We start from the raw sequence: 24858 nt of genomic DNA, 5'->3' as shown, positions 1-24858 counted from the left end.
ACGGGACAAAGAAACAGAGGGGGAAAGAGGCGCCCCTTCGCAAAGGGGCGCGGGGCGTACGGACTCAGACGAGCCGCTTACGACCCCAGAAGAAGAGGAACGCCACGACACCGGCGGTCAGGGCGAACAGAATCGACGCCCCGAACCACTGCATGGCGTTCATCTGCGACATCGGGAGGTACTGCACCGCCCAGCCCACGACATCGGCCTTGTCCAGGCACACCTGCCGTGCCGCGTCGGTCTGCGACTCCGAACAGGTGCTCCAGCCCGCCAGATCCCCGCTGCCGGTGACATACGACTGGTCGATTTCGTAGGCGCCGCGGGGGAGCGACGGGAACGCGTTCTCGTCCATGACACCCTTGTTCGTCGTGACCGTGACGACGTTGCCGAGCGACAGCAGGAAGTAGTCCCAGACGAGCTGGAGGACGACGGTGAAACCGAAGGTGACCACCATGGCCGGCAGCGTGCGCCGCAGCACCGCACCGATCGCCACCCCGCCGAAGACGGAGAAGAGGGTGAGGGCGACAGGTACCGGGCCCGTCGTGTTGAACGCGGCGCCCGAGGTCCAGTCCATGATCGTGACCTCGGACCTGACGGGGTTCCACCACCAGCCGAACACCGCCGACATCACGCCCGTGCTCACCACTACCACCAGTCCGGCCAGCGCCAGCTTCGTGGCGAGCCAGCGGGTCCGGCTCATGGACTGGGCGGCGACCAGCTTGGCGGTGCCGTTCTCCAGGTCGCCCGCGACGAGCGGGGCGCCGAGGAAGACACCGAGCAGGATGGGTATCGCCTGGAGCCCCATGGAGACGAAGGAGAACGCGTTGTTGTACTGCTGAAACTTGGCGCCCGCCTCGTCGAGGCTCTTGCCGGGATAGCCGTAGCCGTCGAGGAAGTCGACCAGCTGGCCGCGCTGGTAGACGATCCAGGCCACGGAGAGCGCGGTGGCGACGAGGATCGTCCAGAACGCGGCCCGGTGCTGGCGCCAGACCAGCCAGGTCATACCGCTGAGTCGGGGGCGCCGGTTGGCCTCCGTGGTGGTCCCGTTCATGGTCCCGTTCTTGCCGTCGCTCGTGGAGCCGGTCGAGGTGCGGGTCGAGCCGCGGGTGAAGGTGCTCATGCCGCCACCGCCCCGGTGCCGAACCCCTGGCCGTGGACCTGGGCGGTGGGGGTGATCAGCGGTGGTGCGTCGGGTGAGCGGAGATAGGCGAGCAGGAGTTCCTCCATGGTCGGGGCGTTCATGTCCCAGGGGCCGGTGACCGGGCCCTCGGGGCGGATGAGCGCGGTGAACTGCCGTCCGCCGGTCCGGGACTCGACGAGGGTGTGGTGCCCGAGGGCGGCGGGCATGCTCTCGCCCTCCTTGACGCCCGTGACCAGGGTGTGCACGGACATCAGCTCGTCCACGTCACCGGCGAGGCGCACTCCGCCGCCCGAGACGACGACGAGGTAGTCGCACACGTTCTCCAGTTCGGCGAGGACGTGGGTGGACATCAGCACGGTGGTGCCGCGCTCGGCGGCCTCGGCGAGGAGGGTGCCCATGATCTCGTGGCGCACGACCGGGTCGAGGTCCGACATCGGCTCGTCGAGCATCAGCAGGTCGGGGCGCTTCCCGAAGGCGAGGGCGATGGCGACGCGGGTGCGCTGGCCTCCGGAGAGGGTGCTGATCTTCGCGTCGAAGGGCACGTTGCCCGCGCGGATGATGTCCTCGGCGGCGCGCTGGTCCCAGCCGGGGTTCAGCTCCCGGCCCAGACGCAGGGTCTCCGCCACGGTGAAGCGGCGGAACAGGGGCTTCTCCTGGGCGAGGAACGCTGTGCGCCGACCGGACTCCACCGAGCCCGGAGCCTCACCGAACAGGCTGATCGAGCCGTTCGTCGGCTGCAGGACATGGGCCGCGATGCTCAGCAGCGTGGTCTTGCCCGCCCCGTTGGGGCCCACCAGGCCGCAGATCCGTCCCGCCGGGAGCCGGAAGGAGCAGTCCCGCAACGCCCAGCCCCGCCGGTAGCGCATCCCCAGCCCGTGCGCCTCGATCGCCGGTTCCTCCGCGTACATACCTTCACTCACCTGTGCTCCTGGTTGTCGTGGACCCCGTTGCCGTGGACCCCGTTGCCGCCACGTTCCCGGCGGCGTACTGCTTCTCCATCGCCGACGCGACCAGCGCGGCCACGTCCTCCTGCTCCAGACCGGCCCCGGCCGCCTTCGACATCCACGCCACCAGCTCCCCGTACAGCGGAGAGTCGGTGCCCGTCTCGGGGCGGCCCAGCGTGCGGCGTACGAAGGTGCCCTGGCCCGGTCGCGGTTCGACCAGGCCCTCGCGCTCCAGCTCGCGGTACGCCTTGAGGGTGGTGTTCGGGTTGACCGTGCTGGTCGCGGCGACCTCTTTGGCGGTGGGCAGCCGGTCACCCGGCACGAGTACGCCCAGCCGGAGGGCCTGCTTGGTCTGGTGCACGATCTGCTGGAAGGCGGGGACCCCGCTCCGCCTGTCGATGCGGTACTCCACGATCACCACCACTATTCCACTACTTGATTAGTGGAATGATGATGGAGGGGTGCGCGGGTGGTTGTCAATGCCGGCCGGGGGACGAGGAGAAGCGGGTGGGAGGTGCCCTGACCGCTTTTTTGGGACATCGGCGGACAGGGAACAAGGCATGTCCAGCAAGAGACGCCTGATGGTGGCCGGTCTGACGATGGCCCTCATGGCCGGGTTCGGCGCATGCGGAAGCGGAAGCGGGCAGAACGGCAACCCATGGGAGGACTCCACCGCAGGCCAGGTGAATCTGCTGCTCGGACCGCCTCTGGACCGGCCGAGGGCCGGGGCGCGGAGCCCTCTCCCCCCCCGGGTAATTTCCATTCGTAAGGAGTACCGGCGTGTTCTTCGTTGACACCATCGAGCTGGAAGGTCTCGGCAACCGCAGCTACCTGGCCGGCGGTGAGAGTGCCGCAGTAGCGGTGGACCCGCCGCGCGACATCGACCAGGTCCTGGCGGCCGCCGCCCGGCGCGGTGTGCGGATCTCCCACGTAGTGGAGACCCACATCCATAACGACTACGTCACCGGCGGCCTCGAACTCGCCCGGATCACCGGAGCCCGCTACCTCGTACCGGCCGGCGCGAACGTCACCTTCGACCGCGTGCTCGTAGCGGACGGCGACACCGCGGACATCGACCCCGGCAGCGGGGTGACGCTGACGGCGATCGCGACCCCGGGACACACGCCGCACCACACCTCCTACGCCCTGCACGAGGCGGGGCGTGCAGTGGTCGTCTTCACCGGAGGGTCCCTGCTGATCGGCACGGTGGGCCGCCCGGACCTGGTCGAGCCGCGGCTGACCGAGGAGCTGGCCCGCGCCCAGCACGCCTCCGCCCATCGTCTGGTCTCCGATCTTCCCGACGAGACGGCTGTGCTGCCTACCCACGGCTTCGACAGCTTCTGCTCCTCGGTCCAGTCGGAGGGGGAGGAGACCACGATCGGCAAGGAGAAGACGGCGAACACCGCGCTGACCGTCGACGTGGACACCTTCGTCGCGGAGCTGCTGGCCGGGCTGGAGGACGTGCCCGCCTACTACGCGCACATGGGCCCGGCCAACGCCGCGGGCCCCGCACCGCTCGACCTGACCCCGCCCGCCCTCGCGGACGCCGACGAGATCACAGCCCGCCTCGCGGCCGGCGAATGGGTCGTCGACCTGCGCAACCGTGTCGCGTTCGCCGAAGGACACGTGGACGGGTCGTTCAATTTCGAGGCCGACGGCAAGCTCGCCACCTACCTCGCCTGGATGATCCCCTGGGGCAAGCCGGTCACCCTGCTCGCCGAGTCCGCCGAGCAGCTCGCCGACGCCCAGCGTGAGCTGGTGCGGGTGGGCATCGACCGCCCGGCCGCCGCCGCCACCGGCACCCCCGCCGCCTGGCTGCCCGCCGGACAGGCCCCGGCCTCCTTCCCCCACTCGACCTTCGGCGGACTCGCCGCACACAGCAGCGACGGGGTGGTGGTCCTGGACGTGCGCCGTGACTCCGAGCGGCCGAACGGCTGGATTACGGGGTCGGTGCACATCCCCATCCACGAGCTCCACGGCCGCCTCGCTGAGGTTCCACCCGGGACGGTGTGGGTGCACTGCGCCGGCGGTATGCGGGCCGCGATCGCCGCATCCCTGCTGGACGCCGCCGGCCGCGACGTCGTCGCCGTCGACGACGGCTTCGACGCCGCCACCGACGCCGGCCTGCCACTGACCACCGGCTGACACCCCGCCACCGCACGAGATCCGAGAAGGAGAGGGGAGAACTCGATGTTCCTCTTCCGCCGCAGCCAGCCCCGCGTCAGCGTCGACCAGGCCCACAGCCGCACCAGCGGCGACACCCCGGACGCGATCCTGCTCGACGTCCGCGAAAAGCCCGAATGGAACGCGGGCCACGCCCCCGGCGCCGTCCGCGTCCCCCTGTCGGAACTCGTCGCCGGCGCCGGCCTACCGGCCGAAGCCACCGACCGTTCCCTGGTGGTGATCTGCCGCAGCGGACACCGCTCCCAGCAGGCCGCGAAACTCCTCACCCAGCGCGGCCGACAGGCCGTCGACGTCAAGGGCGGCATGAACGCGTGGCCCGCCGCCGGACACCCCGTCCTCGACGAACGCGGGAACCACGGCCAGATAGCGTGACCCCGATCGTTCTCGCCCTCATCGCCGGAGCCGTCGTCGGCCTCGCCCTCGGAGCCCTGGGCGGCGGCGGCAGCGTCCTGGCCGTACCTGCCCTGATCCTCCTGCTCGGCTTCACCCCGTCCGCGGCCACCACCGCCAGCCTGATCATCGTGGCCGCTACCTCCGCCACCGCCCTGCGCGCCCACGCCCGCGACGGCCACGTCGCCTGGAAAGCCGGATCGCTCTTCGCCGCCGCCGGCATCATCCCCGCCTACCTCGCGGGAGCCGCCGCCGGACGTGTGCCGGAAGCCGTGCTGACCGTCGCCTTCGCGGCGATCGCGGCCCTGGCGGCCGTGCGGCTGTTCCGCCCGTCCTCGTCGAGGCCGCCGGAGCGGATACGGCCCGGCAAGGCGGCCGGAGCAGGCGCTGGGCTCGGCGCGGTGACCGGGTTCCTCGGCGTCGGAGGAGGGTTCCTCGCCGTCCCGGCCCTGGTGAGCGTGCTGGGCCTGACCATGCGGCGGGCGGTGGGCACCAGTCTGCTCGTCATCACCGTCAACTCACTCGCCGCCCTGATCGCCCGTACCGGGACCGGTGGTGGTCTCGACTGGGCGCTGATCGGGCCGTTCACCGGAGCGGCGATCCTCGGCGCCTGGGACGGCAAGCGCCTCAGCACCAGAGTCTCCGGCAACAGCCTGCAAAAGGTCTTCGCCGGTGTGCTCCTGGCGGTGGCCGTGTTCATGCTGATCGACGTGATCCCATGAACACCCCGGCCACCCGTCAGGCCAGGGACAGGAACAGCTTTTCCAGCCTCGCCCGCATCGCATCGCGGTCACCGGCCGCCTGGCCACCCTCGGCCATGCAGTGCTGCAGCCCGGTCGCGATGATCGCGAACCCGGCCCGGTCCAGCGCACGGGAGACCGCCGCGAGCTGCGTGATCACATCCTCGCAGTCCCGGCCCTCCTCGATCATCTTGATGATCCCCGCGATCTGGCCCTGAGCCCGCCGCAGCCGATTGAGGACCGACTTCAGCTCGTCGGCCGCCATCTCAAGCTCCACCATCCACCTCCATAAATACCCCTAGGGGTATCATACCGGGTTCGGCAACCGCTCCCGGAACACCAACGGAAGGACCACCCGCACATGACCACCACCAACGCCCTCATCCCCGCCCAGGTCGCCGCTCGCCTCGACCACTACACCGTCATCGACGTGCGCACTCCCGGCGAATACGCCTCCGGCCACCTCCCCGGCGCCCACAACATCCCCCTCGATCACCTCCACACCGCGCTGCCCGCCCTCAAGGCCGCAGCCGCCCGCGGCACCCTCCTCATGGTCTGCGCCTCCGGCAACCGCTCCACCACCGCCTGCACCGAACTCGCCGCAGCCGACATTCCCGCCACCACCCTCACCGGCGGCACCACCGCCTGGGCCGGCGAAGGCCACCCCCTCCACCGCCCCGACAACGCCTCTCCCGTCTGGCCCATGGAACGCCAGGTCCGCCTCGCAGCCGGATCCCTCGTCGTCCTCGGCCTCGCCGCCGGCACCCGCTGGCGCCCCGCCCGCTGGCTCTCCGCGGCCGTCGGAGGCGGCCTGATCTTCTCCGCCGCCACCAACACCTGCGGCATGGCCGCCGCCCTCGCCGAACTCCCCCACAACCAGCCCCGCACCACCGACCTCCACGCCACCCTCCGAGCGCTGCAGGACTGATACGCCCGCGGTTGGCGTTGACCGTTCCCATGGGGTGAGCGGCGGGCGCGGTGGCCGTGGTCAGCGGCGGTCTACCGGTGGAGGCGGTGTCACCGAGGTGGATGTCCTCGATGAGCTCTTCGAGACGGATGGCGTACGAAGCCAGCGTGTCTGCGGAGTTGGGGGCGCCGTGTTCGCGGCACCAGTTGACGGCTTCCCTGTAGATCTCACGTGTTCAAGCCCTTCTGAGGGGGTACGCGTTGTTCGCGTGGGATCTTGTCTGGGTTCCGGATCGACGGGGCCCGTTGCCGGCCGAGGGTGTCCTCGGTATCCGTGATCTGCCCGGCGCGGTGGCTGGTATCGGCCTGGTGCCCGGGGACCCGTTCCTCGTCCGGCCGGACGGCTCGGTCGACCGAAGTCTGCTGGACTTCGTCCGGTCCCGCGAGTTCCGGGTGCTGGAGCGGGAGACGAAGCGGAACCACGCCACCGACATCCGCGTCCTACTGGATTTCCTGTCCGTGCGGGGTGCCGAGTGGGCGGTCGCGAGCGAGCGGGACTTGGCTGATTTCCGGGACTGGCGGTGCCGGGCGGAGGCGAACCCGGGCCGGATCGGCGGCGCGAAGTGGAACCGCGAACTCGCCGCGTTCACGAAGCTGTTCCGGTGGGGCCGTGTCCGTCCGAGCTCGAAATGGAACGGGTCCCGCGACGCGAGGACGTCGGTGCCCTCGTCGCCGTTGCGCGGACCGATGAACAGGTAGTCCAGCCGTCTCGTTCGACGACGCACGGTGACTCGGTGACCGAGGCGGTCGTGTCCGTGCTCGCGTCGGTGGACGCGACACCCGGATCGCCCCAGTGACGCAGATCGGCGGAACGACGGCAGGCGACGACATGGTGGCCGCCCGGGCCGGAGAGTTCGGTGTAGTACATGACCCACTCGCCGCCGACCCGCAGCACCATCGGGTCACGCGCGGCGAGCCCCCGGAACAGCGGGCCGGACGGTTCGCGGGTCCAGGCGAACAGGTCGGTCGACGTGGCGAGGTTGATCGCCGCACCACTCGCGCCGCCCGCGGCGTAGAACATCCAGAACCTGCCGCCCGCCTCGACGACGTGCGGCGCCCACAGGTGATCCTCACCGAAATAGGACGGGTCGACGACGAGCGCGTCGGGGTGGCTGGTCCACGGTCCGTGCGGGCTCGGCGCGGAGGCGTGGACGAAGGAGATCTCCGCCGCGCTGTCCGGTGATTCGCCGCGCGGCGCGCTGTTTCCGACGATGCCGAACAGGTGCCAGCGGCCCTGAGCCTCGATCAGCGTGTGATCGTTGAGATATCGCGGGCCTGCCGAGGTGGACGGGTCGTAGACGCACGTGAAGGGTCCCGTGCCGACTCGGTGAGGGGGCGGGGCGTCCTCGGAGGTCGTGGCGGCGACGCCCGGGCCGGCGCCCAGGAACGGGAGGGCGCCGGCGCCGGCCGCACCGCGCAACAGGTTCCGTCCGCTGATCGGAAGCATGAGTTCCTTCAGAGGGGTCAGTCGACGGCGGGGCCGGCGGAGTTGTTGAGCCAGTTCCAGTCGGACCAGGTGGCGAAGCCGGTCTGCCATCGGTGATAGACGCCGGCGTGGCTGGTGCCGTAGACCTCGATGCGGCCGTCGGCGTTGGTGGCGGCGGTGACCTCGGTGCCGCCGGTACCGAAGGGCGCCCAGTCGCTGTAGGGGGCGTTCACGGCGGTCTGCCAGATGTGCATGGCGGTGGTGCCGTTCATGGCGAAGACTTCGACGCGGCCGTCGGGGGTGCGTTCGCTGGTGAGCTGTGAGTCGGCGGGGCCGCCCATGGGATCCCATCCGGACCAACTCGTGGGGCCGGTCTGGTACTTGTGGAAGACGCCGACCGGACCGGAGGCGAAGACCTCCAGGCGTCCGTCGGCGTTGTGGTCGACCGTCAGGTCATGGCCGCCTTCGCCGAATCCGGCCCACGAGGACCAGTCGCCGTTGGGGGCGGTCTGGTACCGGTGCTGGAAAGTGGTGCTGTTGAGAGCGAAGACCTCCAGGCGTCCGTCGGGTGCCTTCCCCATCTCCACCCGGCTGTCAGCGGGGCCGCCACCCGCGGACTCCCATCCTGACCAGCCGCCGTTCGGGGCGACTTGATACCGGTGGAAGAGCCCGGCCGGGCCTGAGGCGTAGACCTCGATGCGGCCGTCGGCGTTGACACCGGCCGCGGTGTCCCGGCCGCCCTCGCCGAAGGTCTCCCATCCCGACCAGCCGCCGGACGGGGTCGATTGCCAGCGGTGCTGGAAGGTGTTCCCGTTGATGGCGAGCAGTTCCAGGCGGCCGTCGGCGTTCGGTGCGAGGGCGAGTTCGGCGTTGCCGGGTCCGCCGAGCGATTCCCACTCCGACCAGTTGCCGTTGACCTCCTGCTGCCAGGCGTGGTGGACGCCATCGGCTCCGGCGGCGAACAGCTCCAGGCGCCCGTCCGCCGACCGCGCCGACACCACCCGGCCCGACTCCGCCGGATACACCAAGGGTTCGGGCCGCGGACCGCTGCCCGGGGTGCAGGGCAGCACCACGCCGCGCTCGGCGAGGTAGACCTCGGGGTCGATCCCGTAGGAGGTGGACCGGTCTCCCCAGATCCGCAGATGGAGGTGGGGACCGGTGGAGTTCCCCTCGGCGCCCATCAGGGCGATCTGCTGGCCGGCCACGACGCGGTCGCCGACGGAGACGTCCCGCCGGACCATGTGCCCGTACTCGGAGATCCGCCCGTCGGGGTGCAGAACCCGGATCCACTGGCCGTAGTCGCCGGTGTACCCGGAGATGGTCACCTCGCCGTCGCCCACGGCGTGGAGCGGCGTGCCGACGACGTTGGCGATGTCGACGCCGTTGTGGTCGCTGTGGAAGTGCTGGGACACGAAACCGGCGGCCGGGCAGGCCGCGGCGGCGGCGACGGCGGCGGTCCGGGCGGCTGCGGCCGGAGTCGCGGGCAGCAGCGTCGGCAGCAGCAGGGCGGCTGTCGACGTGAGAACCCAGGTCAGTGTGCGTCGGGAAAGCCTTGGAAGCACGAGTCCTCCTCCCCTTGGCAGTCTCGGGGTGAGTGGGATGGACGGTTGGGGCCGTGCGGACGAACGGTACGGAGGCTAGCAACCGTGCGGGCCCGGGAGACCCCGGAAGGTTACGGACCGACAGACGGGAGAAAGTCGGCCAGGCGTCTGTTGCTGCTGGTCATCGAGATTTCATCGGTCCTCCTTAGCATGGCCGCGTTCAGATGGCGGCCCGTACGACAGGGGAAGGACGGCGATGGCACGGAGGAGGTACGGAGCGAGGCTGCCGACGGTCCGCCGCAGGCGTTCTCCGTAATGGCCCACTCCCGGTCGGTCACATCGAATTCACCGCATTACCGCGACCAGACCAAGCTGTTCTCGGCCGGAAAGTGGGTGACCGGGCGGTTCACGGAGGATCAGCTCGCGGCTTCACCGGAATTGCAGATCAAGGTTCTGAACTGAGAATGCCGACAATCTCACAAAGGGGAACGCAGTGACGAGGAGAGCGCATTGGTGGCGACCGGCGGTGGCGTGGATGCTCGCCGCCCTGGCGGTGTTCGCGCCGGCGGGTTCGGTACAGGCCTCTGAGGGAGGCACCGCGCCGCCACCGATGACGAACGGTTTCGGCCTGACCCAGGTCGGCGCGGCGACAGGAAACGCCACCGACTTCTACCTCACCGTGACCACACCCGAAGTCGCGGGTGAGCAGCACATCAAGATCATTCTGCCGAGCGGGTACTACGACGCCCCGGGCCGGCGCTACCCGGTGCTGTACTTCCTGCACGGTTCGCCCGACGATCCGGTCCAGCAGACGTATCCGGCGCTGTCGATGTCGGACCAGATGATCACCGTCATCCCGGACGGCGGCGCTCGGGGCTGGTACGCCAACTGGCTCGACCAGAAGACCGCGGCCGGTGCCCAGAACTGGGAGAACTTCCACCTCAAGCAGGTGGTTCCGTTCGTCGACGCGAACCTGCGGACCATCGCCGCCAAGAAGGCCAGGGCCATCGCCGGCGTCTCCATGGGTGGGTTCGGCGCCTTCCACTACGCCCAGGCCCGTCCCGACCTGTTCGGCCACACCGCGTCCCTGTCAGGAGACATCGATCTGTCGGCCAGGTCGATGGACCTCCGGCTGGCCGTCGTCGCCTCCCTCATCGACGCGACGGGCGCGATCTGCGCCTCGGCGTCCGGAGCCTGCGACCCCAACGACTCTCCCTACAAGCCCGGTGTGGACAGTGACGCCGCGTTCGGCTCGCCCTACCCGGTGTTCAACGCCGACTGGCGGTGGAACGAGGTCGACCCGTCACAGCACATGGACAGACTGGCCAAGGCCGGAGTCGGGGTTTCCGTCTACGTGGGCGACGGAGGCGGCTCGCCCCTCGAACCGGAGTTCTGGGTCGCGGGCGCGGCCAAGAACGTCAAGGCCGCCATGGACGTTCTGGGCATGTCCTACCACTACGTCAACTATGGCGACGGGGCCGCCTGGGGCACCCGGTGCAGCGGCGGCCACAACGCCGGCTGCTGGGAACAGGATCTCCGGGACCTGATCCCCAGGCTCGAAAGGGAATTCGCAGTCTGACGGCAAGCGCCCGCCGTCGTTCCGCCCGCCGCTGGTGCGGTCTGCGGGACGACGGCGGGCGCGCGTTCCGGAGCTCTCGTTCCCGGATCGGCCCCCAGCCGGGAAGGCCGGCTCAAAGGGCGTGTTCCGAGAGGCCCTAGGCGATCGCGGGGCCGGAGTCGTTCAGCCAGGACCATTCCGACCAGGTGGCGAAGCCGGTCTGCCACCGGTGATAGACGCCGGCGTGGCTGGTACCGAACACTTCGATGCGACCGTCGGCGTTGTTGCTCGCACCGATCGACGTGCCGCCGCCACCGAAGTTCTCCCACTGCGAGAACGCCGCGTTCGGGCCCGTCTGCCAGGCATGGCTCGCGGTGGTGGCGTTGATCGCGAAGACCTCCACCCGTCCGTCGACCGATCGCGACGTGGCCAGCTCGGCGTTGGGGATCCCGCCGGTGCCGGTCCACGCCGACCACGAGGTCGGGCTGGTCTGCCAGCGGTGGAACACACCGTCGGCGTTGGAGGCGAACACCTCGATCCTGCCGTCCTGGTTGTAGCTGGCGGTGACGGCGCGTCCTCCGGTGCCGAAGTTCTCCCAGGCGGACCACTCGCCGTTGACGCCGGTCTGGTACAGGTGCTCGAACGTCGAGTCGGACAGCGCGAAGACCTCAAGTCGCCCGTCAGGCGCGTTCTCCATGGCGAGTCGCGCGTTGGCCGGGCCGCCGTGGGTGCCTTCCCATTCGGCCCAACCGCCGCTGGGCGCGGTCTGCCAGCGGTGGAACACACCGTTGGCGTTGGAGGCGAACACCTCGATCCGGCCGTCGGCGTTGGTGCCCGCAGCCAGTCCGTACCCCCCGGTGCCGAAGTTCTCCCAGGCGGACCACTCGGCACTGGGCCCGGTCTGCCACATGTGATCGAACGTACCGTCCGACAGCGCGAACAGTTCCATCCGTCCGTCCGCGTTGGACGCCACCGCCAGCTGGGCGTCGCGTGGACCGCCCGCGAACCGCCATGGCGACCAGGCGCCGTTCACCGCGGTCTGCCACGCGTGGTACACGCCGTCGGCACCGGCGGCGAACGCCTCAAGGCGTCCGTCCGCGGACCGCCCGGACACGACCCGACCGGAGGCGTAGGGGTGCTTGGGGCCGACGCTCGTACCGGGCCACAACGCGTTGGCGATGAGAGTGGCGTCGCCCGCCTCGATTCCGTACAGGTGGCGTAGGTCCTCTCTGGGTTGCTGCACGCGCCAGCAGACCTCGCCGATCGGCGCGTCGTTCCACGAGCCGCCCGGATACGACTGTTCCATCGCGTCGAGGAAGGCGTTGGTGGCGTAGGCCGGGTTGAGACGCTGCTCCCGGGTGCCCCACCAGTCCTGCTGCTGGAACAGCCCGATGCTGGTGTGGTCGACGGCCTGGGAGTAGTTGTTCATGCTGCTTTCCACGATGATCGTGGCGATGGCGATCGCCGCGGCTCTCGGGTTGAGCCCCCGGTCCTTCACCGCCTGTGTGACCATCCGCGCGCAGGACATCTTGTACGCGTTCAGATAGCCGGCCATCTTCGCGTTGAGCTGCGGGTTGAGCTGGTCGGCCATGACGCCGTCGGTGGCCGACGGACCGGCCGGATCACACGGCGCGGTCGGAATGGCCATGCCTTGTGGGCCACTGAAATACCGGGAGACACCGGACCGGTCGTCGCCCGGCCCCGGAACGGGTCCGGGTCGGGCGACGGCGACCGAGGCGGTCATCCCGATGGCCAACGCCCAGATACCGGCTACCAGGGCCAGTCCGGTGAATACGCGGTATAAGCCGCTTCTTGCCACGGTGTGCCTTTCCGTCGTGAACTCCGGTCGTTGGCGGCCGACAGTAGAAAGCACCGATGAAATCCTGATGGAATCGGCCTCCCCGCGCCTTTCATCGGGATTTCATCGGCCACTGCCAATCTCCTGAGACGTAGGCAGACCACACGAGGAGGATCGAATGCGAGCGAAGAGAATGACGGCCGCGTTGGCCGGACTTCTGCTGACGGCGGGGCTTTCGGTGATGCAGGCGTCCACGGCGCAGGCGGCGGCGGCTCCGTGCGAGGGCACTTACACGATCGTTGTCGGCGGCACGGGAAGCTCGTGGAACAACGACGGCTTCACCGGCAACATCCAGCAGCACGTCGGGTACCCCACCCAGATTCCCAACGGCGCGAGCGCGCGGGCAGGCGTCAACGAGCTGAACCGGCTGGTGCGCGACCAACGTGCCGCGTGCCCGGGCCAGCACGTCAAGATGGGCGGATACTCCTTGGGCGCCGCGGTGGTGCACATCTGGGTCACCGAGAACTGGCGGACCTTCGACAACGTCAACGCCGTTCTCGTCGCGGACCCCAAGCGCCAGGGCAACCCCGGCGCCAACGGGGGATCCGTGCCGTTCGGCGGTATCGTCGGCGCTCCGCTCGCCGGCGCCGACAGGTTCTTCGGCGACGTACCGGTCAAGACGATCTGTCACTCGGACTACGTCTGCGACGAGTCCGCCGGCATCTGGACGTACCCGGACAACCACGTCAGGAACTATCCCAACGACTTCAACATGGATCACCACAACGACAGCGCCAACGAGCAGTGGTACAACGGCGCCTGGTATCCCGCCGCCTGGTGATCAGGGGCCGGTGGTGGACCCGGCCACGGGAATGAGCCCGAGGCCGGCTTCGTCACCGCGCAGAATCATCTGGTGCGCCCGCCGCAGCAGCCGACTCGGAGGAACCCCGAGGTCGTCAGCGAGAAGGCGGCGGGCGCGCTCGAAGACCGTCAAGGCGTCGGCCTGGCGCCCATTGCGGTAAAGGGCCCGCATCAGCATCGCGGTCAAAGGCTCGTTGAGGGGGTGCGCCGCCGACAGGGCGAACAGCTCGGCGATCGCCTCCGAATCCTGGCCAAGGCGCAGCTGCCACTCCAACTTCCGCTGCACGATGGCGATCCTGCGCTCGGTGAGCCGCAGCCGCTCCAGTTCGGCGAGCGGCCCCGGCAAGCCGGCCAGGGGTTCCTCGTGAAACAACTCCAGTGCCTGGGCACAGAGGCGGACCGCTTCGAGCGGTTCGCCCGCTCGATCGGCCTTGTCGATGCGGGTGACCAGCTCTTCCATGCGTGCCACGTCCACGTCGACCGCGCCGGAGACCAGCTGGTAACCACGGAGTCCGCGTTCGATGACCGGGTCCGGACCGCCCCCGACGCGCAGGGCCTTGCGTAATCGGTAGATGTACACCGGCACCACGTTCGTGGCCGGCGGCTCCATCCCCCATACGTCATCGAGTAGTTCCCGCTGACTGAGGGACCGCCCCGCGCCCAGCGCCAGGGCCGCCAGGACGGCTTGCTGGCGCGGATGTCCCAGGTCCAGGGGCCGCCCGTCCCACCATGCCCGCAGCGGCCCGAGCAGGGAGATCCGTACCTTCGGCCCCGCCGCTCGCACGGCGGTGGTCCGTGGAACCGGTCTCACCGGCAGCGTGCGGGGGCCACGTCCGGGGACGACCAGACCGCAGTCGAAGGCGTGGACGACGGCGGCGGCCCGGTCGCGCAGACCGAGCTTCATCAGGATCCGCGCGAGGTGCTCGGCCACGGCGTCCTCGGGGATGGCGAGGGCAGCGGCGATCTCGTCGTCCCGCAGGCCGCAGCCGACCGCGGAGAGCACCTGGCGCTCCTGATGCCTGAGCGCGGTGGCGGTAGGGCGGAAGGTGGTGACGGTCGTCGGCATCGCTGCTCCACGGGCTCCGGACGGGTCGGTCTTGCGGGCGCCGTCGACAAGGTAGTGGGAGGAGCGTCGGGCAAGGCATCCGGAACGATACGGAGTGACACCCCCAGCGTTCCGTTGCCCGTCGATTCGGGGTGGGGGCCGGCGAACAGCGGCAGGTGGCCGTCAGGTGGCAGGGGGGCTGGTCGCGTCCTCGGGCAGCGCGGCGCGGGCGAGGGTGGCGGCGAGCCTGCGCCAGGGGCGGGGCTGCGGCGGGGAGCGTCATGGGACCGCCGAGCCGAGCGCTCGCCCGAGCCATGCGCCCGGGCGCTCCTGGCTCATCGTGACGGTGCCGGAGTCTTTGGCGGCACGTCTTTGGCGGCACCCACTCAACCGGCCCTCACACGCGGGCCTTCGCCGAATCCTTCCTCGGAGTGCTCCGGGAGACCGGCTTCAAGGACGAGGACGCCGTCGTGCGGGCAGGAGCTCTGCGGGCCCTCGCGGCAGTAGGCGCAGGTGTTGTCGGCCCGGACGAACGGGACGACGACCACGCCACCGGGTGCGGGACCGCCGTACCCCGGAGCCGACCTTTCTCAGGTCCGGGTCGTTCCAGGTGGTCATGGTCCTCTCCTTCCGGTCAGGCTTCGGGGATGGCGCGTCCGTACTCCGCGAGGGTGACGCTCGTCGGCTCGGGGCCGCCGCGGCGGCCGGTCTCCAGGGTGTCGAGGGCCTTCAGCTCGTGCGTGGTCAGCTCGAAGTCGAAGACGTCGATGTTCTCGGCGATGCGGTGGCGCTTGGTGGACTTGGGGATCACCGAGCGGCCGTGCTGGAGGCCCCAGCGCAGCAGCACCTGGGCCGGGCTCTTGCCGTGTGCCTCGGCGACGGCGGTGACGACGGCGTCCTCCAGGACGCCCTTGCGGTTGTCGCCGTACCCCGGGTAGAAGGTGATGCCGCCGATGGGGGACCACGCCTGGTTGAGGATGTGGTGCTGGTCGTCGAAGTCGAGGACGGCGCGCTGCTGGAAGTAGGGGTGGATCTCCAACTGGTTGACCGCGGGGGCGACGGTGGTGGCGTCGAGCAGGGCGGTCAGGTGGTCGACCATGAAGTTACTGACGCCGATGGCGCGGACCTTGCCGTCGGCCAGGAGTTTCTCCAGGGCGCGGTAGGCGGCGAGGGTCCTGTCGAAGTCCGACGGGAGGGCCTGGTGCAGGATGAGCAGGTCGATTCGGTCCACGCCGAGCTTGGCGGCGCTCTTGTCGAAGCCGTGGAGGGTTTCCTCGTACCCGTAATCGCTGATCCAGATCTTCGTCTCGACGAAGATGTCGTCGCGGGGCACCCCGGAGTCGCGGATGGCCTGGCCGACCTCGCGCTCGTTGCCGTACGCGGCGGCGGTGTCGATGTGCCTGTAGCCGAGGTCGAGCGCGGCCATGACGGCGGCCCGGGTTTCGTCCGGCGGGGTCTGGAAGACGCCGAGTCCGAGGGCGGGCATCTCGACGCCGTTGTTGAGGGTGAGGTTCTGCATCACAGGGGCCTTTCGGTGTGGGTGGCCCGTGAGGGCACGATGAGGCTCACGACGGCCAGGGCCGCCAAGGTGAGCAGGAGGGCGGAGCCGGTCAGGGCGGCGCCCGAGCGGGCTGCGATGTCGGCGGCCTCGTGGCCGGTGGAGACGGTGGCGGCCACGGCGGTCAGGATGCTCAGGCTCAGCGCGCTGCCGATCTGGTGCACGGTGTTGACCAGGCCCGCGCCCGCGCCGGCGTCCTCCGGCGCGACGCCGTCGACACCGCTGGAGGTCATCGGGGCCAGGGCCAGCCCCTGTCCGGCGCCGATGAGCACCATGGGCAGTGCCACTCCCGTCACGTAGGGGCTGTGCAGGTCGAGACGGCTGAGCCAGGCCATGCCGACCGCGGTCAGGGCGACGCCGGTGAGCAACACTCTGGGCCTGCTCACCCGCTCCAGCAACCGCGGCACCTGGACCGCGAGGACGAAGTTGACCAGCGTCATCGGCAGGAAGGAGAGACCTGCCCGCAACGGCGTCCAGTGGTAGACGCTCTGCACGAACTGCGCGGTGAAGAAGAAGAACCCCATCATCGCGCCCATGTAGAGCATCCGGGTGACGTAGGCGCCGCTGCGCTCCCGGCTCGCGAACAGCCGCAGCGGCACGATCGGCTGTGCGGCCCGCCCCTCCACCCGGACGAACAGGCCCAGCATCACCGCACCCGCCACCAGCGGAATCAGGGTGGCCGGGGCGGTCCGGCCGAGGTCGGACGCATTGACGATGCCGAGGACCAGAGCGGTCGAGCCCAGCGTCGCCAGTAGCGCGCCGGGAACGTCGAAGCGGCCCCGCCGACGGCCGGTCTCGGGCAGGTACCGCACCGCCAGCACCATCATCACGATGCCGACCGGCACGTTCAGGAAGAACCCGGCCCGCCAGGAGATCAGATCCGCGACCAGACCTCCGACCACCAGGCCGAAAGCGGCACCGAGACCCGCGACCGCGCTGTAAGCGGCCATCGCCCGGTTCCGGGCTCGGCCCTCGGGGAAGCTGCGCGTGAGCAGCGACAGGGCGGAGGGAGCCAGAACCGCGGCCCCGACGCCTTGCAGCGCCCGGGCGCCTATGAGCCACCACTGGCTCTGCGCGGCTCCGACCAGGAGCGAGGTCAGCGAGAAGACGATCAAGGAAAAGAGGAACACCCTGCGGTGTCCGAACAGGTCACCGGCCCGGGCGCCCAGCAGCAGCAACCCGCCGAAGACCAGGACGTAGGCGTTGGTGATCCAGGACAGACCGGACTCGGAGAAACCCATGTCGGACCGGATCTGCGGCAGCCCGGTGAACACGATCGAGTTGTCCAGGATGACCATGAAATAGCTGACGCAGATGATCGCGAGGATCAGTGTCGTGTGGACCGGGGCCTTGTGCTGCCGCACTGCCTGGCGCGGTGCGGTGGCTGTCGGGTCACCTGGCGCTCCGGCGGCTCCCCGCGGGCTCGGATCGGCTGTACGCCCGGCGTGGACGTCGCCGATTCCGGACAGAGGCGCTGTGCGCACGGTGCTCCTTCAGGTCGGTCTCCGGTTCGGGCCCGATCGTGGTCGGCCGGGACCTCGGCCTTTTCCAGAGAACCGTGCCTCGGCCCCCATGTGGGAGTCACTGCTCTTCCAGGTAATGGCAGTACCTCGCAGGCACTCGCCGACGGATCTACCGTGAGGAGACCGGCACAGGATTCACGACGATCAGAAGGAGCGACCGCATGTCCGCCCTCGCTGCCACCGCGGAAGTTCCGGGCCCTGATCATGGCTGACACCGACAGGAAGGCTCTGACCGCCGGGGTCCGCGAGTTCCTGAGCACCCGGCGGGCTCGGATCACCCCGGAGCAGGCCGGGCTGCCGGTCTACGGCGGGAACCGTCGTGTCGCCGGCCTTCGCCGCGAGGAGGTCGCCCTGCTCGCGGGCATGAGTGTGGACTACTACATCCGACTTGAGCGTGGGAATCTCACCGGCGCTTCGGACTCGGTGCTCGACGCCCTCGCGCACGCACTCCAGCTGGACGAGGCCGAACGCACCCACCTCTACGACCTCGCCCGCGCGGCGACGCCGTCGGGCCGGCGGCCCACGGTGACCGCGTCCCGCGTGCGGCCCACGATCCTGCGGCTGCTCGACTCGATGACCGACGTACCGGCGTACGTGCGCAACGCGCGCTTCGACATCCTGGCCGCCAACGCGCTGGGACGGGCGCTGTACGCCCCCGTCTTCGACTCGCCGCTGTTCGCCCGGCGCGGTCCGGTCAACAGCGCCCGCTTCATGTTCCTCGACCCCGCCGGCCAGGAGTTCTGGATGGACTGGGAAAAGGGTGCCAACGACGCGGTCGCCTTCCTGCGCACCGAGACGGGCCGGGCGCCCCACGACAAGGCGCTCACCGATCTGATCGGAGAGCTGACGACCAAGAGTGACGAATTCGCCCGCCGGTGGGCCCGCCATGACGTGAAATTCCACCGTTCCGGCGTCAAGAACCTTCACCACCCGCTGGTCGGCGATCTCACGCTGCCCTATGAGGCGATGGACCTGCCGGCCGATCCCGGCCTGCGTCTCAACTTCTTCACCCCCGAAACGGACTCCCGGGAGCGGGAGGCCCTGGGCCTGCTCGCCAGCTGGGCGAGTTCCGGCACCGTCGTTCCCACCGTGAACGACTGACCACCACACGATCGAGGAGAGGTGTTCCATGCAGTACCGACCGCTCGGCCGCACCGGCGTCCAGGTCAGCCCGCTCTGTCTGGGCGCGATGATGTTCGGCCCCTGGGGCAACGAGGACGAGGCCGACTCGATCCGGATCATCCATCGCGCCCTCGACGCGGGGCTCAACTTCGTCGACACCGCGGACGTGTACTCCGCCGGCGTCTCGGAGGAGATCGTCGGCAAGGCCCTGAAGGGCCGCCGCGAGGAAGTGTTCCTGGCGACCAAGTTCTTCATGCCGATGGACCAGGACGACCCCAACCAGCGGGGTGGCTCGCGGCGTTGGATCATCCGCGAGGTCGAGAACTCCCTGCGGCGGCTCGGCACCGACCACATCGACCTCTACCAGGTCCACCGCCCCAGCCCCGACACCGACGTCTCGGAAACCCTCGGCGCCCTCTCCGACCTCGTCCACCAGGGCAAGATCCGTTACATCGGATCCTCGTCCTACTCCGGTTCCCTGATCGTCGAGGCCCAGTGGGTCTCGCGCGAGCGGAACCTGGAGCGGTTCGTGACCGAGCAGCCGCCGTACTCGATCCTGGTCCGCTCCATCGAGGAGGACGTGCTTCCCGCCGCGCGCCGCCATGGCATGGGTACCCTCACCTACAGTCCGCTCTCCGGGGGCTGGCTCTCCGGCCGCTACCGCAAGCACGCCACCGAGGGCCCCGCCTCCGCGGCCCGGCCCCAGGCCCGCTTCGATATGAACACCCCCGCCAACCAGCGCAAGCTCGACGCCGTCGAACAACTCGCCGCCCTGGCGGAGAAGGCCGGTCTCACGCTCATCGAGCTCGCCGTCGCCTTCGTCATCAACCACCCCGGCGTCACCTCGGCGATCATCGGGCCCCGCACCATGGAACAGCTGGAGGCGTTCCTGCCCGCCGCCGATGTCACGCTGTCGGCCGACGTGCTCGACGCCATCGACGAGATCGTCGCCCCCGGGGTCACGGTCAACCCGGTCGACAACAGCTACGGTGACTTCGAGCTGCGCGCCGACCAGCGGCGGAGGTGACGCGAGTCGGCTCGGCGGGTGCGATGGTCTCCAGTACCTCGTCGGCGACCTGCGCGCCCTGGGAGTGGCCGACGATCGTGAGCCGTGCGGCCAGGTCCTCGCGGTGGGTCTCCTCAGCGGCGGCCAGGAGGTTCTTGCAGCCCCGCGCGACGCGGCTGTCTTAGCTCGGAGCGGTCAGGTCCGGCGCGTTGCGGCTGTTGAGTCAGGGTGGGCGGCGGTGGGCGTGAGGGCGGCGGTGGCCGCCACCGCCGCCGCGAGGACGACGGTCCTGGCGCGGAGCGTGAGTCGGCTGGTCCTCACCATGGGATTTCCCCCCGGGGCCGATGGCGTGCTGGTGGTCGGTGGGCCGGCATCGGACGTGAGGGAGCGGCGATGAAATCGTGGTGAGGCCGGACCCGGAGACGGCTCATCTCCGTCGGTGGGCCTGGGCGAGGTGGCTCTGCAGGCGGGCGTGGCGGAACTGGTAGACCGCGCCGGCCTGGCGCAGGACGCCGCGCCGGTAGGCGTCGTCGAGGAAGGTGATGACGGCCCAGGGGAGGCGTCCGGTCAACGGCAGCCAGACGCGGGAGAGCACGCACCACTGGCCCCAGGCGGTCAGGCTCAGGGTGTAGCCGAGGGCGCCGCCGAGACCGCTGATGGTGCCGACCGTGAGACTGGACGTGGGGTCCAGCGCGGGTCGGCCCAGGTACCTCCCCATCAGGTCGTTCACCACCTCGATGCCCAGTCCGACCGTCGCGCCGAAGATGGTTGCCCAGACGGCCAGTTGGGTGATCGCCGTCACCCGGTCGGCGTTCAGGACGCTGCGGGGGCTGACGGCGGAGACGATGTCGAGGGGGGTTTCGAGGAGGCCGAGGAGGCAGAAGGCGAGTCCGGTACCGCCGCCGAACACCAGTCCGAAGAGGATCGCGTCGATGAGTCCGAGGTACAGCGCGGACGAGAACCCGTCGTCCCAGCCGTACGAGTGCACCAGGCCGACCACGAATCCGTAGGCGAAGCCGAACAGCGCGCCGCCCAGCGTACCGATCACCAGCCGGGGGCCGGCCGTCCATGTGGTGGTCTCCGGCCTGCCGCGGATGCGCAGGCGTACGGCTGACGGCGTGACGTCCTTGCCCGTGGCCGTGTACGTGAGCCAGTGCAGGAGCCCGAACAGGATGCCGGTGAGGAGCCCGACGACCGTCCCGTCCAGGAGGGAACCGGCGAGCGAGCCGTGGACGGCGGCGGCGATGGAGACGTCGACGAGCCCGATGACCAGTCCGGTCATGAGGGCGGTCACCAGGGTGCGGGTGGAGTCGCGCAGACCGTTGCCGAGCCGCCACCAGGCCAGGTCGGGGGTTTCCAGCTTGGTCAGGTGGTGGGCGAGGTAGCCGAGCCACTGCCGGGCGCCGTCCGGGTCGCGGTCACGTGAACCCGGCCGGGGCTGGTAGACGGTGGTGAGGAAGTTGTCGAGCAGGTGTTCCTCCAACTCCTCCGCACTGTCGAACAGTTCGGTGTCGAGCAGGGAGGCCGGATCGTGGTCCGGGGTGTCGCTGTAGACGGTGCGGGCGAGCGCGACCATCAGCGGAGTCGACAGGACTGCGGCGAGCGGGGCCACCGGCACGTCCGGCGACGGCTCGCGCAGCGTCTTCAGCACGGAATTCCAGGCGCCCACCGTGGGGTCCGTGCGGTCGGTCTTGCGGGTGGTACGGGGCAGGTAGTGGTCCAGGTCGTCGAGGGTGAGGTCGGTGAGTTCGATCGGCGCGGCGGAGGTCAGCACGTCGGTCTCCGCGACCGCGGCGGCGTACTCGGCGGGGCGACTGGTGAGCAGGAGGGGGAGGGTGGTGGCGTTGAGGGCTTCGAGCGCGGGGCGGCGCAATCCGTCGGCCATCTCGTCGAAGCCGTCCAGCACCGGCAGTACGCGGCCGGACTCCACCAGCGCGGCGGCCAGGCTCACCCTGCCGGGTCCCCGGGCGGCCGTGCCGGGGTGGTCGCGTGTCAGCCGCTCGGTGAGCCAGTCGCGCAGGGTGAGGGTGGTGGGGTTCCAGGCGCCGATGCTGAAGATCACCGGTACGGGCTCCGCCGGTGTCCGTGACGTCAGGTGGTCCAGGACGAAGCGCAGGGTCAGGATCGTCTTCCCGGACCCGGACCTGCCGAGGATCACCAGCCGCCCCGAGGGGACGCTCCGGTAGGTCTCCGCGATCCTCTCCAACCGGCCGCTCAGGTCCAGGGGGCCGCTCTCGGATCCCGGCGGGAGGCGGCGGATGTTGGCCCAGTGGTCGGTGAGTGTCCCGCACGCCGCCTTCCAGCGGACCGGCAGCGGAAAGGGATCCTGGATCCCCCGCTGCTCCTCCTCGCGCTGCCAGCGGGCCGCCACCGCCCGCGCGAGTTGTTCGGCCGCGTCCGCCAGCGCGTCCTGTGCCGGCTGTCGCGCGGCGGCCGGCTCGCCGGCCGGTTCTTCCGGCCCGGACTCGGGAGCCGGTTCTTTGGGCCCCGGCTCAGCAGCCGGTTCTTCCGGCCCCGGCTCACCGGCGGCGCCCGGCTGCCCCGGGGCGGCGGAGCCCAGTAACTCCTCGCGGTCCTCGCTCCGCAGGGCGAGCGCGTCGGCCAGCTGTCGCACCGTGGTCATCCGTGGGTTGTTGCGCCTGCCGGTCTCCAGACCGCGGATGGTGCTCACGCTGACCCCGGAACGCCGCTCCAGCTCCTCCTGGGTCAGCCTCGCCGTCTCGCGCAGCCGTCGCAGGACCGTGCCGAACTCACTGGCCACAAGTAACGGCCCTTTCTCCTGAGTTATCCGCCTTTTTGCAGGTGGGGGACTCTAGCGCGGTCACCGGTCACATATGACCGCTTCAATACTCTGTCCACATTTCCTGCACGGCGGCCAGTCTCGACGGCATCGACCGATCGACCGGGGCGAATGGATCGACCGGTCCGAGGAACGGGGAGCCGCCATGCCGACGACGACCGCAGCCCAGGGAGCCCTGGGCGACACGGTCCTCACCCCTCAGGAACGCGAGGTGCTCCACGCGCTCGGATGCGGCCTGCGGGACGCCGAGATCGCCGACGCCCTCGCCCTGCCCGGGAACGTGGTGGCCGAGCGGCTCGGCCGCGTTCTGGGGAAGCTGGGGCTGCGTGACCGGGCCGCCGCCATCGTGCACGCCTTCGACTGCGGTCTGGTCGTACCGGGACAGGGTCCGCGCGGGCCGGTGCCGGCGCCGGGGTCCACCGTCGGGCGACGGACGGGCACCGCACCCGGCCCCGGGCTCCGGGTGTCGGTGCTCGGCCCGTTGCGTACGAGGCTCGCGGGGCAGCCCGTGGACGTCGGCCCCCTGCGGCAGCAGGCCGTACTGGCGGCGCTGGCGCTGAGCCCGGGCCGGTCCGTCAGCCGACGGCAACTCCTGGAGGGCGTATGGGGAAGGGAGATGCCGGACGGGAACGTCGTACCGGTCTACGTGTACCGGCTGCGCAAGAGCCTGCGCCTCGGGGAGCGTCCGGACTCGGTGATCCGGCGCGACCAGTACGGCTACGGACTGGTCCACGGTGTCACCGAGGTGGACGTGGTGTGCATGGAGGACCTCGTCACCCGGGCCGGGGCGGCCGAACGTGCCGGAGACCTGCCCGAGGCCGTGCGGCTGTGCGCCCGGGCGCTGGAGCTGTTCTGCGGTGAGCCGTTGGCCGGACTTCCCGGGCCGTTGGCGGAGTCGGAGCGGCTGCGGCTCACCCGGCGCAGGGTCGCTCTGGCGCAGCGGACGACGGACTGGCAGTTGAGGCTCGGCCGGCACGACGAGGCGATCGCCGGGCTGTCCGCCCTGGCTCTGGAGGAGCCGCTGAACGAACCGGTCGCCGAGATGCTGATGCACGCGCTGCGGCGGGTCGGCCGGCGGGCCGAGGCGCTGGCCGTCTTCGACCGGGCCGGTCGGAGCCTCGCCGACGACCTGGGGGTCGCGCCGGGCGAAGCGCTGTCGAGGGCGCGGCGGGCGGTCCTGCGCGGGGACGACGCCGGTACCGGTCGCGTTCGGGCGGGCGCCGCGTGAGCGGGGCGGCCGGCCCCCGTGGACGCGACGAGGAACTGCTGCTGGCGCGGGTCTCCGCGGCCGCCGGCCGGGCACACCTCGGCAGGCGACACGCCACCTACCGGGCGCCGCCCACCGGGCCCGGGGCCCGCTGGGCCGCCGCGGGGCGCCTGCTGCGGGCCGGCGCGGTCACGGGCGCGGGCGCCCGGCTGGACGTGTACGAGCACGGGATGACGGCCGCCACCGGCAGACGAATTCATGTCATCCGCTTCGACGTCACGGTGGTGCGACGGCGCAGGGTGCTGTCCTCGCGGGGCATCACCCGCGCCCTGGTGCTCCTCGACGTCGACGGCGGGCGGATCGTCCTGCGCCGTGGTGACTTCGGCCGGCCGGAGGAGTGGTGGCCCGAGATACGCCGGGCCGTCACCGACGCGCAGGTGCCACGGGCCCTGGCCGCGCTGAGCCAGGGGGCACGGCTGGTCTTCGGTCCCGTATGGATCACCAGGGACGAAGTCGGCACCGGGGGGACGACCCTGCGCTGGGCGCAGGTCCGGCGGATCGAGGTTCTCAACGGTCTCGTCACCGTCCGCGCCGCCGGCCGCCGGCAGGCGTTGACCACCGTCGCGTCCGGTATCCCCAACCTCTGCGTCTTCCGCGCCCTCGCGGAGCACCTCGCCGGTGCCGAGCGGGACGACGACTGACGTACGGCCCCTTGCCTCAACGCGATTCCCTCGGTTCGCGGCCGACGGACGTGGTCGGCGGCCACACGCGACCCACTGAGCCCAGAAGGAGACAGCCATGGCCGACAGCTACCGGTACCGGTGCGGTGAGTGCGGGCACCGCACCGCCTGGGGGAGCGAGTCCCAGGGGGCGGAGGCGATCGAGTCCCACTACGGCCGAGGCCATCCGCACGTCGTACCCGGCGGGATGGCCGAGTTCCGCCGAGGGCCGTCCTGCGGCGGCTCCGGATGCGCGCTCGCCCTGGGCGTCCTGGTGCTGCTCCTGATCATCGCCTCCCGGCACTGACCGCATGCACATCGGCCACGAG

Annotated in this window: 25 protein-coding genes; 13 read left to right on the top strand and 12 right to left on the bottom strand. The window is 70.4% G+C overall.

The window, feature by feature from the left end:
- Positions 1 to 64: 64 nt before the first annotated feature.
- Genes ACFXPL_RS12695 through ACFXPL_RS12685 form a run of 3 tightly spaced genes read right to left on the bottom strand, consistent with a single transcriptional unit; the run spans position 65 to position 2506 of the window.
- Positions 65 to 1120, bottom strand: coding sequence for an ABC transporter (locus ACFXPL_RS12695; protein ID WP_384916882.1), 1056 nt, complete (start codon positions 1118 to 1120; stop codon positions 65 to 67).
- On the bottom strand, positions 1117 to 2049 hold the full coding sequence (locus ACFXPL_RS12690) for an ABC transporter ATP-binding protein (RefSeq protein WP_384917022.1): 933 nt from the start codon (positions 2047 to 2049) through the stop codon (positions 1117 to 1119). Before ACFXPL_RS12690 ends, ACFXPL_RS12695 begins: the two co-directional genes overlap by 4 nt.
- 4 nt (positions 2050 to 2053) lie before the next feature.
- On the bottom strand, positions 2054 to 2506 hold the full coding sequence (locus ACFXPL_RS12685) for a GntR family transcriptional regulator (protein WP_384916879.1): 453 nt from the start codon (positions 2504 to 2506) through the stop codon (positions 2054 to 2056).
- A 359-nt stretch (positions 2507 to 2865) separates the two neighbouring features.
- On the opposite strand from ACFXPL_RS12685, the gene ACFXPL_RS12680 reads away from it, so the two are divergent.
- Genes ACFXPL_RS12680 through ACFXPL_RS12670 form a run of 3 tightly spaced genes read left to right on the top strand, consistent with a single transcriptional unit; the run spans position 2866 to position 5381 of the window.
- On the top strand, positions 2866 to 4230 hold the full coding sequence (locus ACFXPL_RS12680; RefSeq protein ID WP_384916876.1) for a rhodanese-like domain-containing protein: 1365 nt from the start codon (positions 2866 to 2868) through the stop codon (positions 4228 to 4230).
- A gap of 45 nt (positions 4231 to 4275) precedes the next feature.
- Positions 4276 to 4641 carry a rhodanese-like domain-containing protein gene (locus tag ACFXPL_RS12675; protein ID WP_384916873.1) on the top strand — a complete coding sequence of 122 codons (366 nt, stop codon included), beginning with the start codon at positions 4276 to 4278 and terminating at the stop codon, positions 4639 to 4641.
- Positions 4638 to 5381, top strand: a complete 744-nt coding sequence (locus tag ACFXPL_RS12670) for a sulfite exporter TauE/SafE family protein (protein WP_384916870.1) — start codon at positions 4638 to 4640, stop codon at positions 5379 to 5381. Before ACFXPL_RS12675 ends, ACFXPL_RS12670 begins: the two co-directional genes overlap by 4 nt.
- A 16-nt stretch (positions 5382 to 5397) precedes the next feature.
- Here the strand turns inward: ACFXPL_RS12670 and ACFXPL_RS12665 are convergent, their stop codons facing one another.
- A complete protein-coding gene (locus ACFXPL_RS12665; RefSeq protein WP_384917020.1) occupies positions 5398 to 5676 on the bottom strand; it encodes a metal-sensitive transcriptional regulator in 279 nt (92 codons plus the stop codon).
- An 84-nt stretch (positions 5677 to 5760) separates the two neighbouring features.
- On the opposite strand from ACFXPL_RS12665, the gene ACFXPL_RS12660 reads away from it, so the two are divergent.
- Both ACFXPL_RS12660 and ACFXPL_RS12655 read left to right on the top strand, forming a co-directional pair.
- Positions 5761 to 6327 carry a rhodanese-like domain-containing protein gene (locus tag ACFXPL_RS12660; protein ID WP_384916867.1) on the top strand — a complete coding sequence of 189 codons (567 nt, stop codon included), beginning with the start codon at positions 5761 to 5763 and terminating at the stop codon, positions 6325 to 6327.
- Positions 6328 to 6656: 329 nt separating this feature from the next.
- Complete coding sequence (locus ACFXPL_RS12655; RefSeq protein WP_384917017.1) at positions 6657 to 7064, top strand: site-specific integrase; 408 nt, start codon at positions 6657 to 6659, stop codon at positions 7062 to 7064.
- Here the strand turns inward: ACFXPL_RS12655 and ACFXPL_RS12650 are convergent.
- Positions 6952 to 7812 carry a hypothetical protein gene (locus tag ACFXPL_RS12650; RefSeq protein ID WP_384916864.1) on the bottom strand — a complete coding sequence of 287 codons (861 nt, stop codon included), beginning with the start codon at positions 7810 to 7812 and terminating at the stop codon, positions 6952 to 6954. The genes ACFXPL_RS12655 and ACFXPL_RS12650 overlap by 113 nt on opposite strands.
- A 17-nt stretch (positions 7813 to 7829) precedes the next feature.
- On the bottom strand, positions 7830 to 9353 hold the full coding sequence (locus ACFXPL_RS12645; RefSeq protein ID WP_384916861.1) for a peptidoglycan DD-metalloendopeptidase family protein: 1524 nt from the start codon (positions 9351 to 9353) through the stop codon (positions 7830 to 7832).
- A gap of 150 nt (positions 9354 to 9503) precedes the next feature.
- Between ACFXPL_RS12645 and ACFXPL_RS12640 the strand changes: the two genes are divergently transcribed.
- Together ACFXPL_RS12640 and ACFXPL_RS12635 are read left to right on the top strand one after the other, a co-directional pair.
- Complete coding sequence (locus ACFXPL_RS12640) at positions 9504 to 9794, top strand: penicillin acylase family protein (RefSeq protein WP_384916858.1); 291 nt, start codon at positions 9504 to 9506, stop codon at positions 9792 to 9794.
- A 73-nt stretch (positions 9795 to 9867) separates the two neighbouring features.
- Complete coding sequence (locus tag ACFXPL_RS12635; RefSeq protein WP_384917014.1) at positions 9868 to 10911, top strand: alpha/beta hydrolase; 1044 nt, start codon at positions 9868 to 9870, stop codon at positions 10909 to 10911.
- Between the two features lie 136 nt (positions 10912 to 11047).
- On the opposite strand, the gene ACFXPL_RS12630 is transcribed toward ACFXPL_RS12635, so the two are convergent.
- Positions 11048 to 12709 carry a peptidase M23 gene (locus tag ACFXPL_RS12630; RefSeq protein WP_384917011.1) on the bottom strand — a complete coding sequence of 554 codons (1662 nt, stop codon included), beginning with the start codon at positions 12707 to 12709 and terminating at the stop codon, positions 11048 to 11050.
- A 157-nt stretch (positions 12710 to 12866) separates the two neighbouring features.
- On the opposite strand from ACFXPL_RS12630, the gene ACFXPL_RS12625 reads away from it, so the two are divergent.
- Positions 12867 to 13529 (top strand): cutinase family protein, encoded by a 663-nt coding sequence (locus tag ACFXPL_RS12625; RefSeq protein ID WP_384916855.1) that lies wholly within the window; start codon positions 12867 to 12869, stop codon positions 13527 to 13529.
- On the opposite strand, the gene ACFXPL_RS12620 is transcribed toward ACFXPL_RS12625, so the two are convergent.
- The 3 genes from ACFXPL_RS12620 to ACFXPL_RS12610 all read right to left on the bottom strand — a co-directional run bounded on the left by ACFXPL_RS12620 (position 13530) and on the right by ACFXPL_RS12610 (position 17516).
- Entirely contained in the window at positions 13530 to 14615 is a 1086-nt protein-coding gene (locus tag ACFXPL_RS12620; RefSeq protein WP_384916853.1) for a BTAD domain-containing putative transcriptional regulator, read from the bottom strand. It abuts the gene before it with no gap.
- A gap of 613 nt (positions 14616 to 15228) precedes the next feature.
- The gene (locus ACFXPL_RS12615; protein ID WP_384916850.1) at positions 15229 to 16113 is read right to left on the bottom strand and encodes an aldo/keto reductase; all 885 of its coding nucleotides are present in this window, start codon (positions 16111 to 16113) and stop codon (positions 15229 to 15231) included.
- On the bottom strand, positions 16113 to 17516 hold the full coding sequence (locus tag ACFXPL_RS12610) for an MFS transporter (RefSeq protein ID WP_384916846.1): 1404 nt from the start codon (positions 17514 to 17516) through the stop codon (positions 16113 to 16115). The genes ACFXPL_RS12615 and ACFXPL_RS12610 overlap by 1 nt, the downstream gene beginning before the upstream one ends.
- Positions 17517 to 17879: 363 nt before the next feature.
- On the opposite strand from ACFXPL_RS12610, the gene ACFXPL_RS12605 reads away from it, so the two are divergent.
- Together ACFXPL_RS12605 and ACFXPL_RS12600 are read left to right on the top strand one after the other, a co-directional pair.
- Entirely contained in the window at positions 17880 to 18776 is an 897-nt protein-coding gene (locus ACFXPL_RS12605; RefSeq protein WP_384916843.1) for a helix-turn-helix transcriptional regulator, read from the top strand.
- Positions 18777 to 18804: 28 nt separating this feature from the next.
- The gene (locus tag ACFXPL_RS12600; protein ID WP_384916840.1) at positions 18805 to 19824 is read left to right on the top strand and encodes an aldo/keto reductase; all 1020 of its coding nucleotides are present in this window, start codon (positions 18805 to 18807) and stop codon (positions 19822 to 19824) included.
- Positions 19825 to 19998: 174 nt separating this feature from the next.
- Here the strand turns inward: ACFXPL_RS12600 and ACFXPL_RS12595 are convergent, their stop codons facing one another.
- The gene (locus tag ACFXPL_RS12595) at positions 19999 to 20127 is read right to left on the bottom strand and encodes a hypothetical protein (protein ID WP_384916837.1); all 129 of its coding nucleotides are present in this window, start codon (positions 20125 to 20127) and stop codon (positions 19999 to 20001) included.
- Positions 20128 to 20230: 103 nt separating this feature from the next.
- Positions 20231 to 22564: a helix-turn-helix domain-containing protein gene (locus ACFXPL_RS12590; RefSeq protein WP_384916834.1), complete on the bottom strand. Its 2334-nt coding sequence runs from the start codon at positions 22562 to 22564 to the stop codon at positions 20231 to 20233.
- Positions 22565 to 22748: 184 nt separating this feature from the next.
- On the opposite strand from ACFXPL_RS12590, the gene ACFXPL_RS12585 reads away from it, so the two are divergent.
- The 3 genes from ACFXPL_RS12585 (at position 22749) to ACFXPL_RS12575 (ending at position 24836) form a co-directional block, all read left to right on the top strand.
- Positions 22749 to 23831: a BTAD domain-containing putative transcriptional regulator gene (locus ACFXPL_RS12585; protein WP_384916831.1), complete on the top strand. Its 1083-nt coding sequence runs from the start codon at positions 22749 to 22751 to the stop codon at positions 23829 to 23831.
- A complete protein-coding gene (locus ACFXPL_RS12580) occupies positions 23828 to 24511 on the top strand; it encodes a DUF6585 family protein (RefSeq protein ID WP_384916828.1) in 684 nt (227 codons plus the stop codon). The genes ACFXPL_RS12585 and ACFXPL_RS12580 overlap by 4 nt, the downstream gene beginning before the upstream one ends.
- 97 nt (positions 24512 to 24608) lie before the next feature.
- Complete coding sequence (locus ACFXPL_RS12575) at positions 24609 to 24836, top strand: hypothetical protein (RefSeq protein ID WP_384916824.1); 228 nt, start codon at positions 24609 to 24611, stop codon at positions 24834 to 24836.
- Positions 24837 to 24858: the final 22 nt, after the last annotated feature.

The sequence above is a fragment of the Streptomyces sp. NPDC059092 genome (genome assembly GCF_042756365.1).
GTDB lineage: Bacteria > Actinomycetota > Actinomycetes > Streptomycetales > Streptomycetaceae > Streptomyces.
The sequence above is the reverse complement of the archived record's forward strand: the minus strand, read 5'-3'. Positions and strand labels throughout refer to the sequence as shown.

Coding starts and splice junctions, on each gene's coding strand:
- ACFXPL_RS12695 (WP_384916882.1), bottom strand. CDS start 1,120: ATGAGCACCTTCACCCGCGGCTCGACCCGCACCTCGACCGGCTCCACG.
- ACFXPL_RS12690 (WP_384917022.1), bottom strand. CDS start 2,049: ATGTACGCGGAGGAACCGGCGATCGAGGCGCACGGGCTGGGGATGCGC.
- ACFXPL_RS12675 (WP_384916873.1), top strand. CDS start 4,276: ATGTTCCTCTTCCGCCGCAGCCAGCCCCGCGTCAGCGTCGACCAGGCC.
- ACFXPL_RS12660 (WP_384916867.1), top strand. CDS start 5,761: ATGACCACCACCAACGCCCTCATCCCCGCCCAGGTCGCCGCTCGCCTC.
- ACFXPL_RS12650 (WP_384916864.1), bottom strand. CDS start 7,812: ATGCTTCCGATCAGCGGACGGAACCTGTTGCGCGGTGCGGCCGGCGCC.
- ACFXPL_RS12635 (WP_384917014.1), top strand. CDS start 9,868: ATGCTCGCCGCCCTGGCGGTGTTCGCGCCGGCGGGTTCGGTACAGGCC.
- ACFXPL_RS12625 (WP_384916855.1), top strand. CDS start 12,867: ATGCGAGCGAAGAGAATGACGGCCGCGTTGGCCGGACTTCTGCTGACG.
- ACFXPL_RS12620 (WP_384916853.1), bottom strand. CDS start 14,615: ATGCCGACGACCGTCACCACCTTCCGCCCTACCGCCACCGCGCTCAGG.
- ACFXPL_RS12615 (WP_384916850.1), bottom strand. CDS start 16,113: ATGCAGAACCTCACCCTCAACAACGGCGTCGAGATGCCCGCCCTCGGA.
- ACFXPL_RS12605 (WP_384916843.1), top strand. CDS start 17,880: ATGGCTGACACCGACAGGAAGGCTCTGACCGCCGGGGTCCGCGAGTTC.
- ACFXPL_RS12600 (WP_384916840.1), top strand. CDS start 18,805: ATGCAGTACCGACCGCTCGGCCGCACCGGCGTCCAGGTCAGCCCGCTC.
- ACFXPL_RS12595 (WP_384916837.1), bottom strand. CDS start 20,127: ATGGTGAGGACCAGCCGACTCACGCTCCGCGCCAGGACCGTCGTCCTC.
- ACFXPL_RS12585 (WP_384916831.1), top strand. CDS start 22,749: ATGCCGACGACGACCGCAGCCCAGGGAGCCCTGGGCGACACGGTCCTC.
- ACFXPL_RS12575 (WP_384916824.1), top strand. CDS start 24,609: ATGGCCGACAGCTACCGGTACCGGTGCGGTGAGTGCGGGCACCGCACC.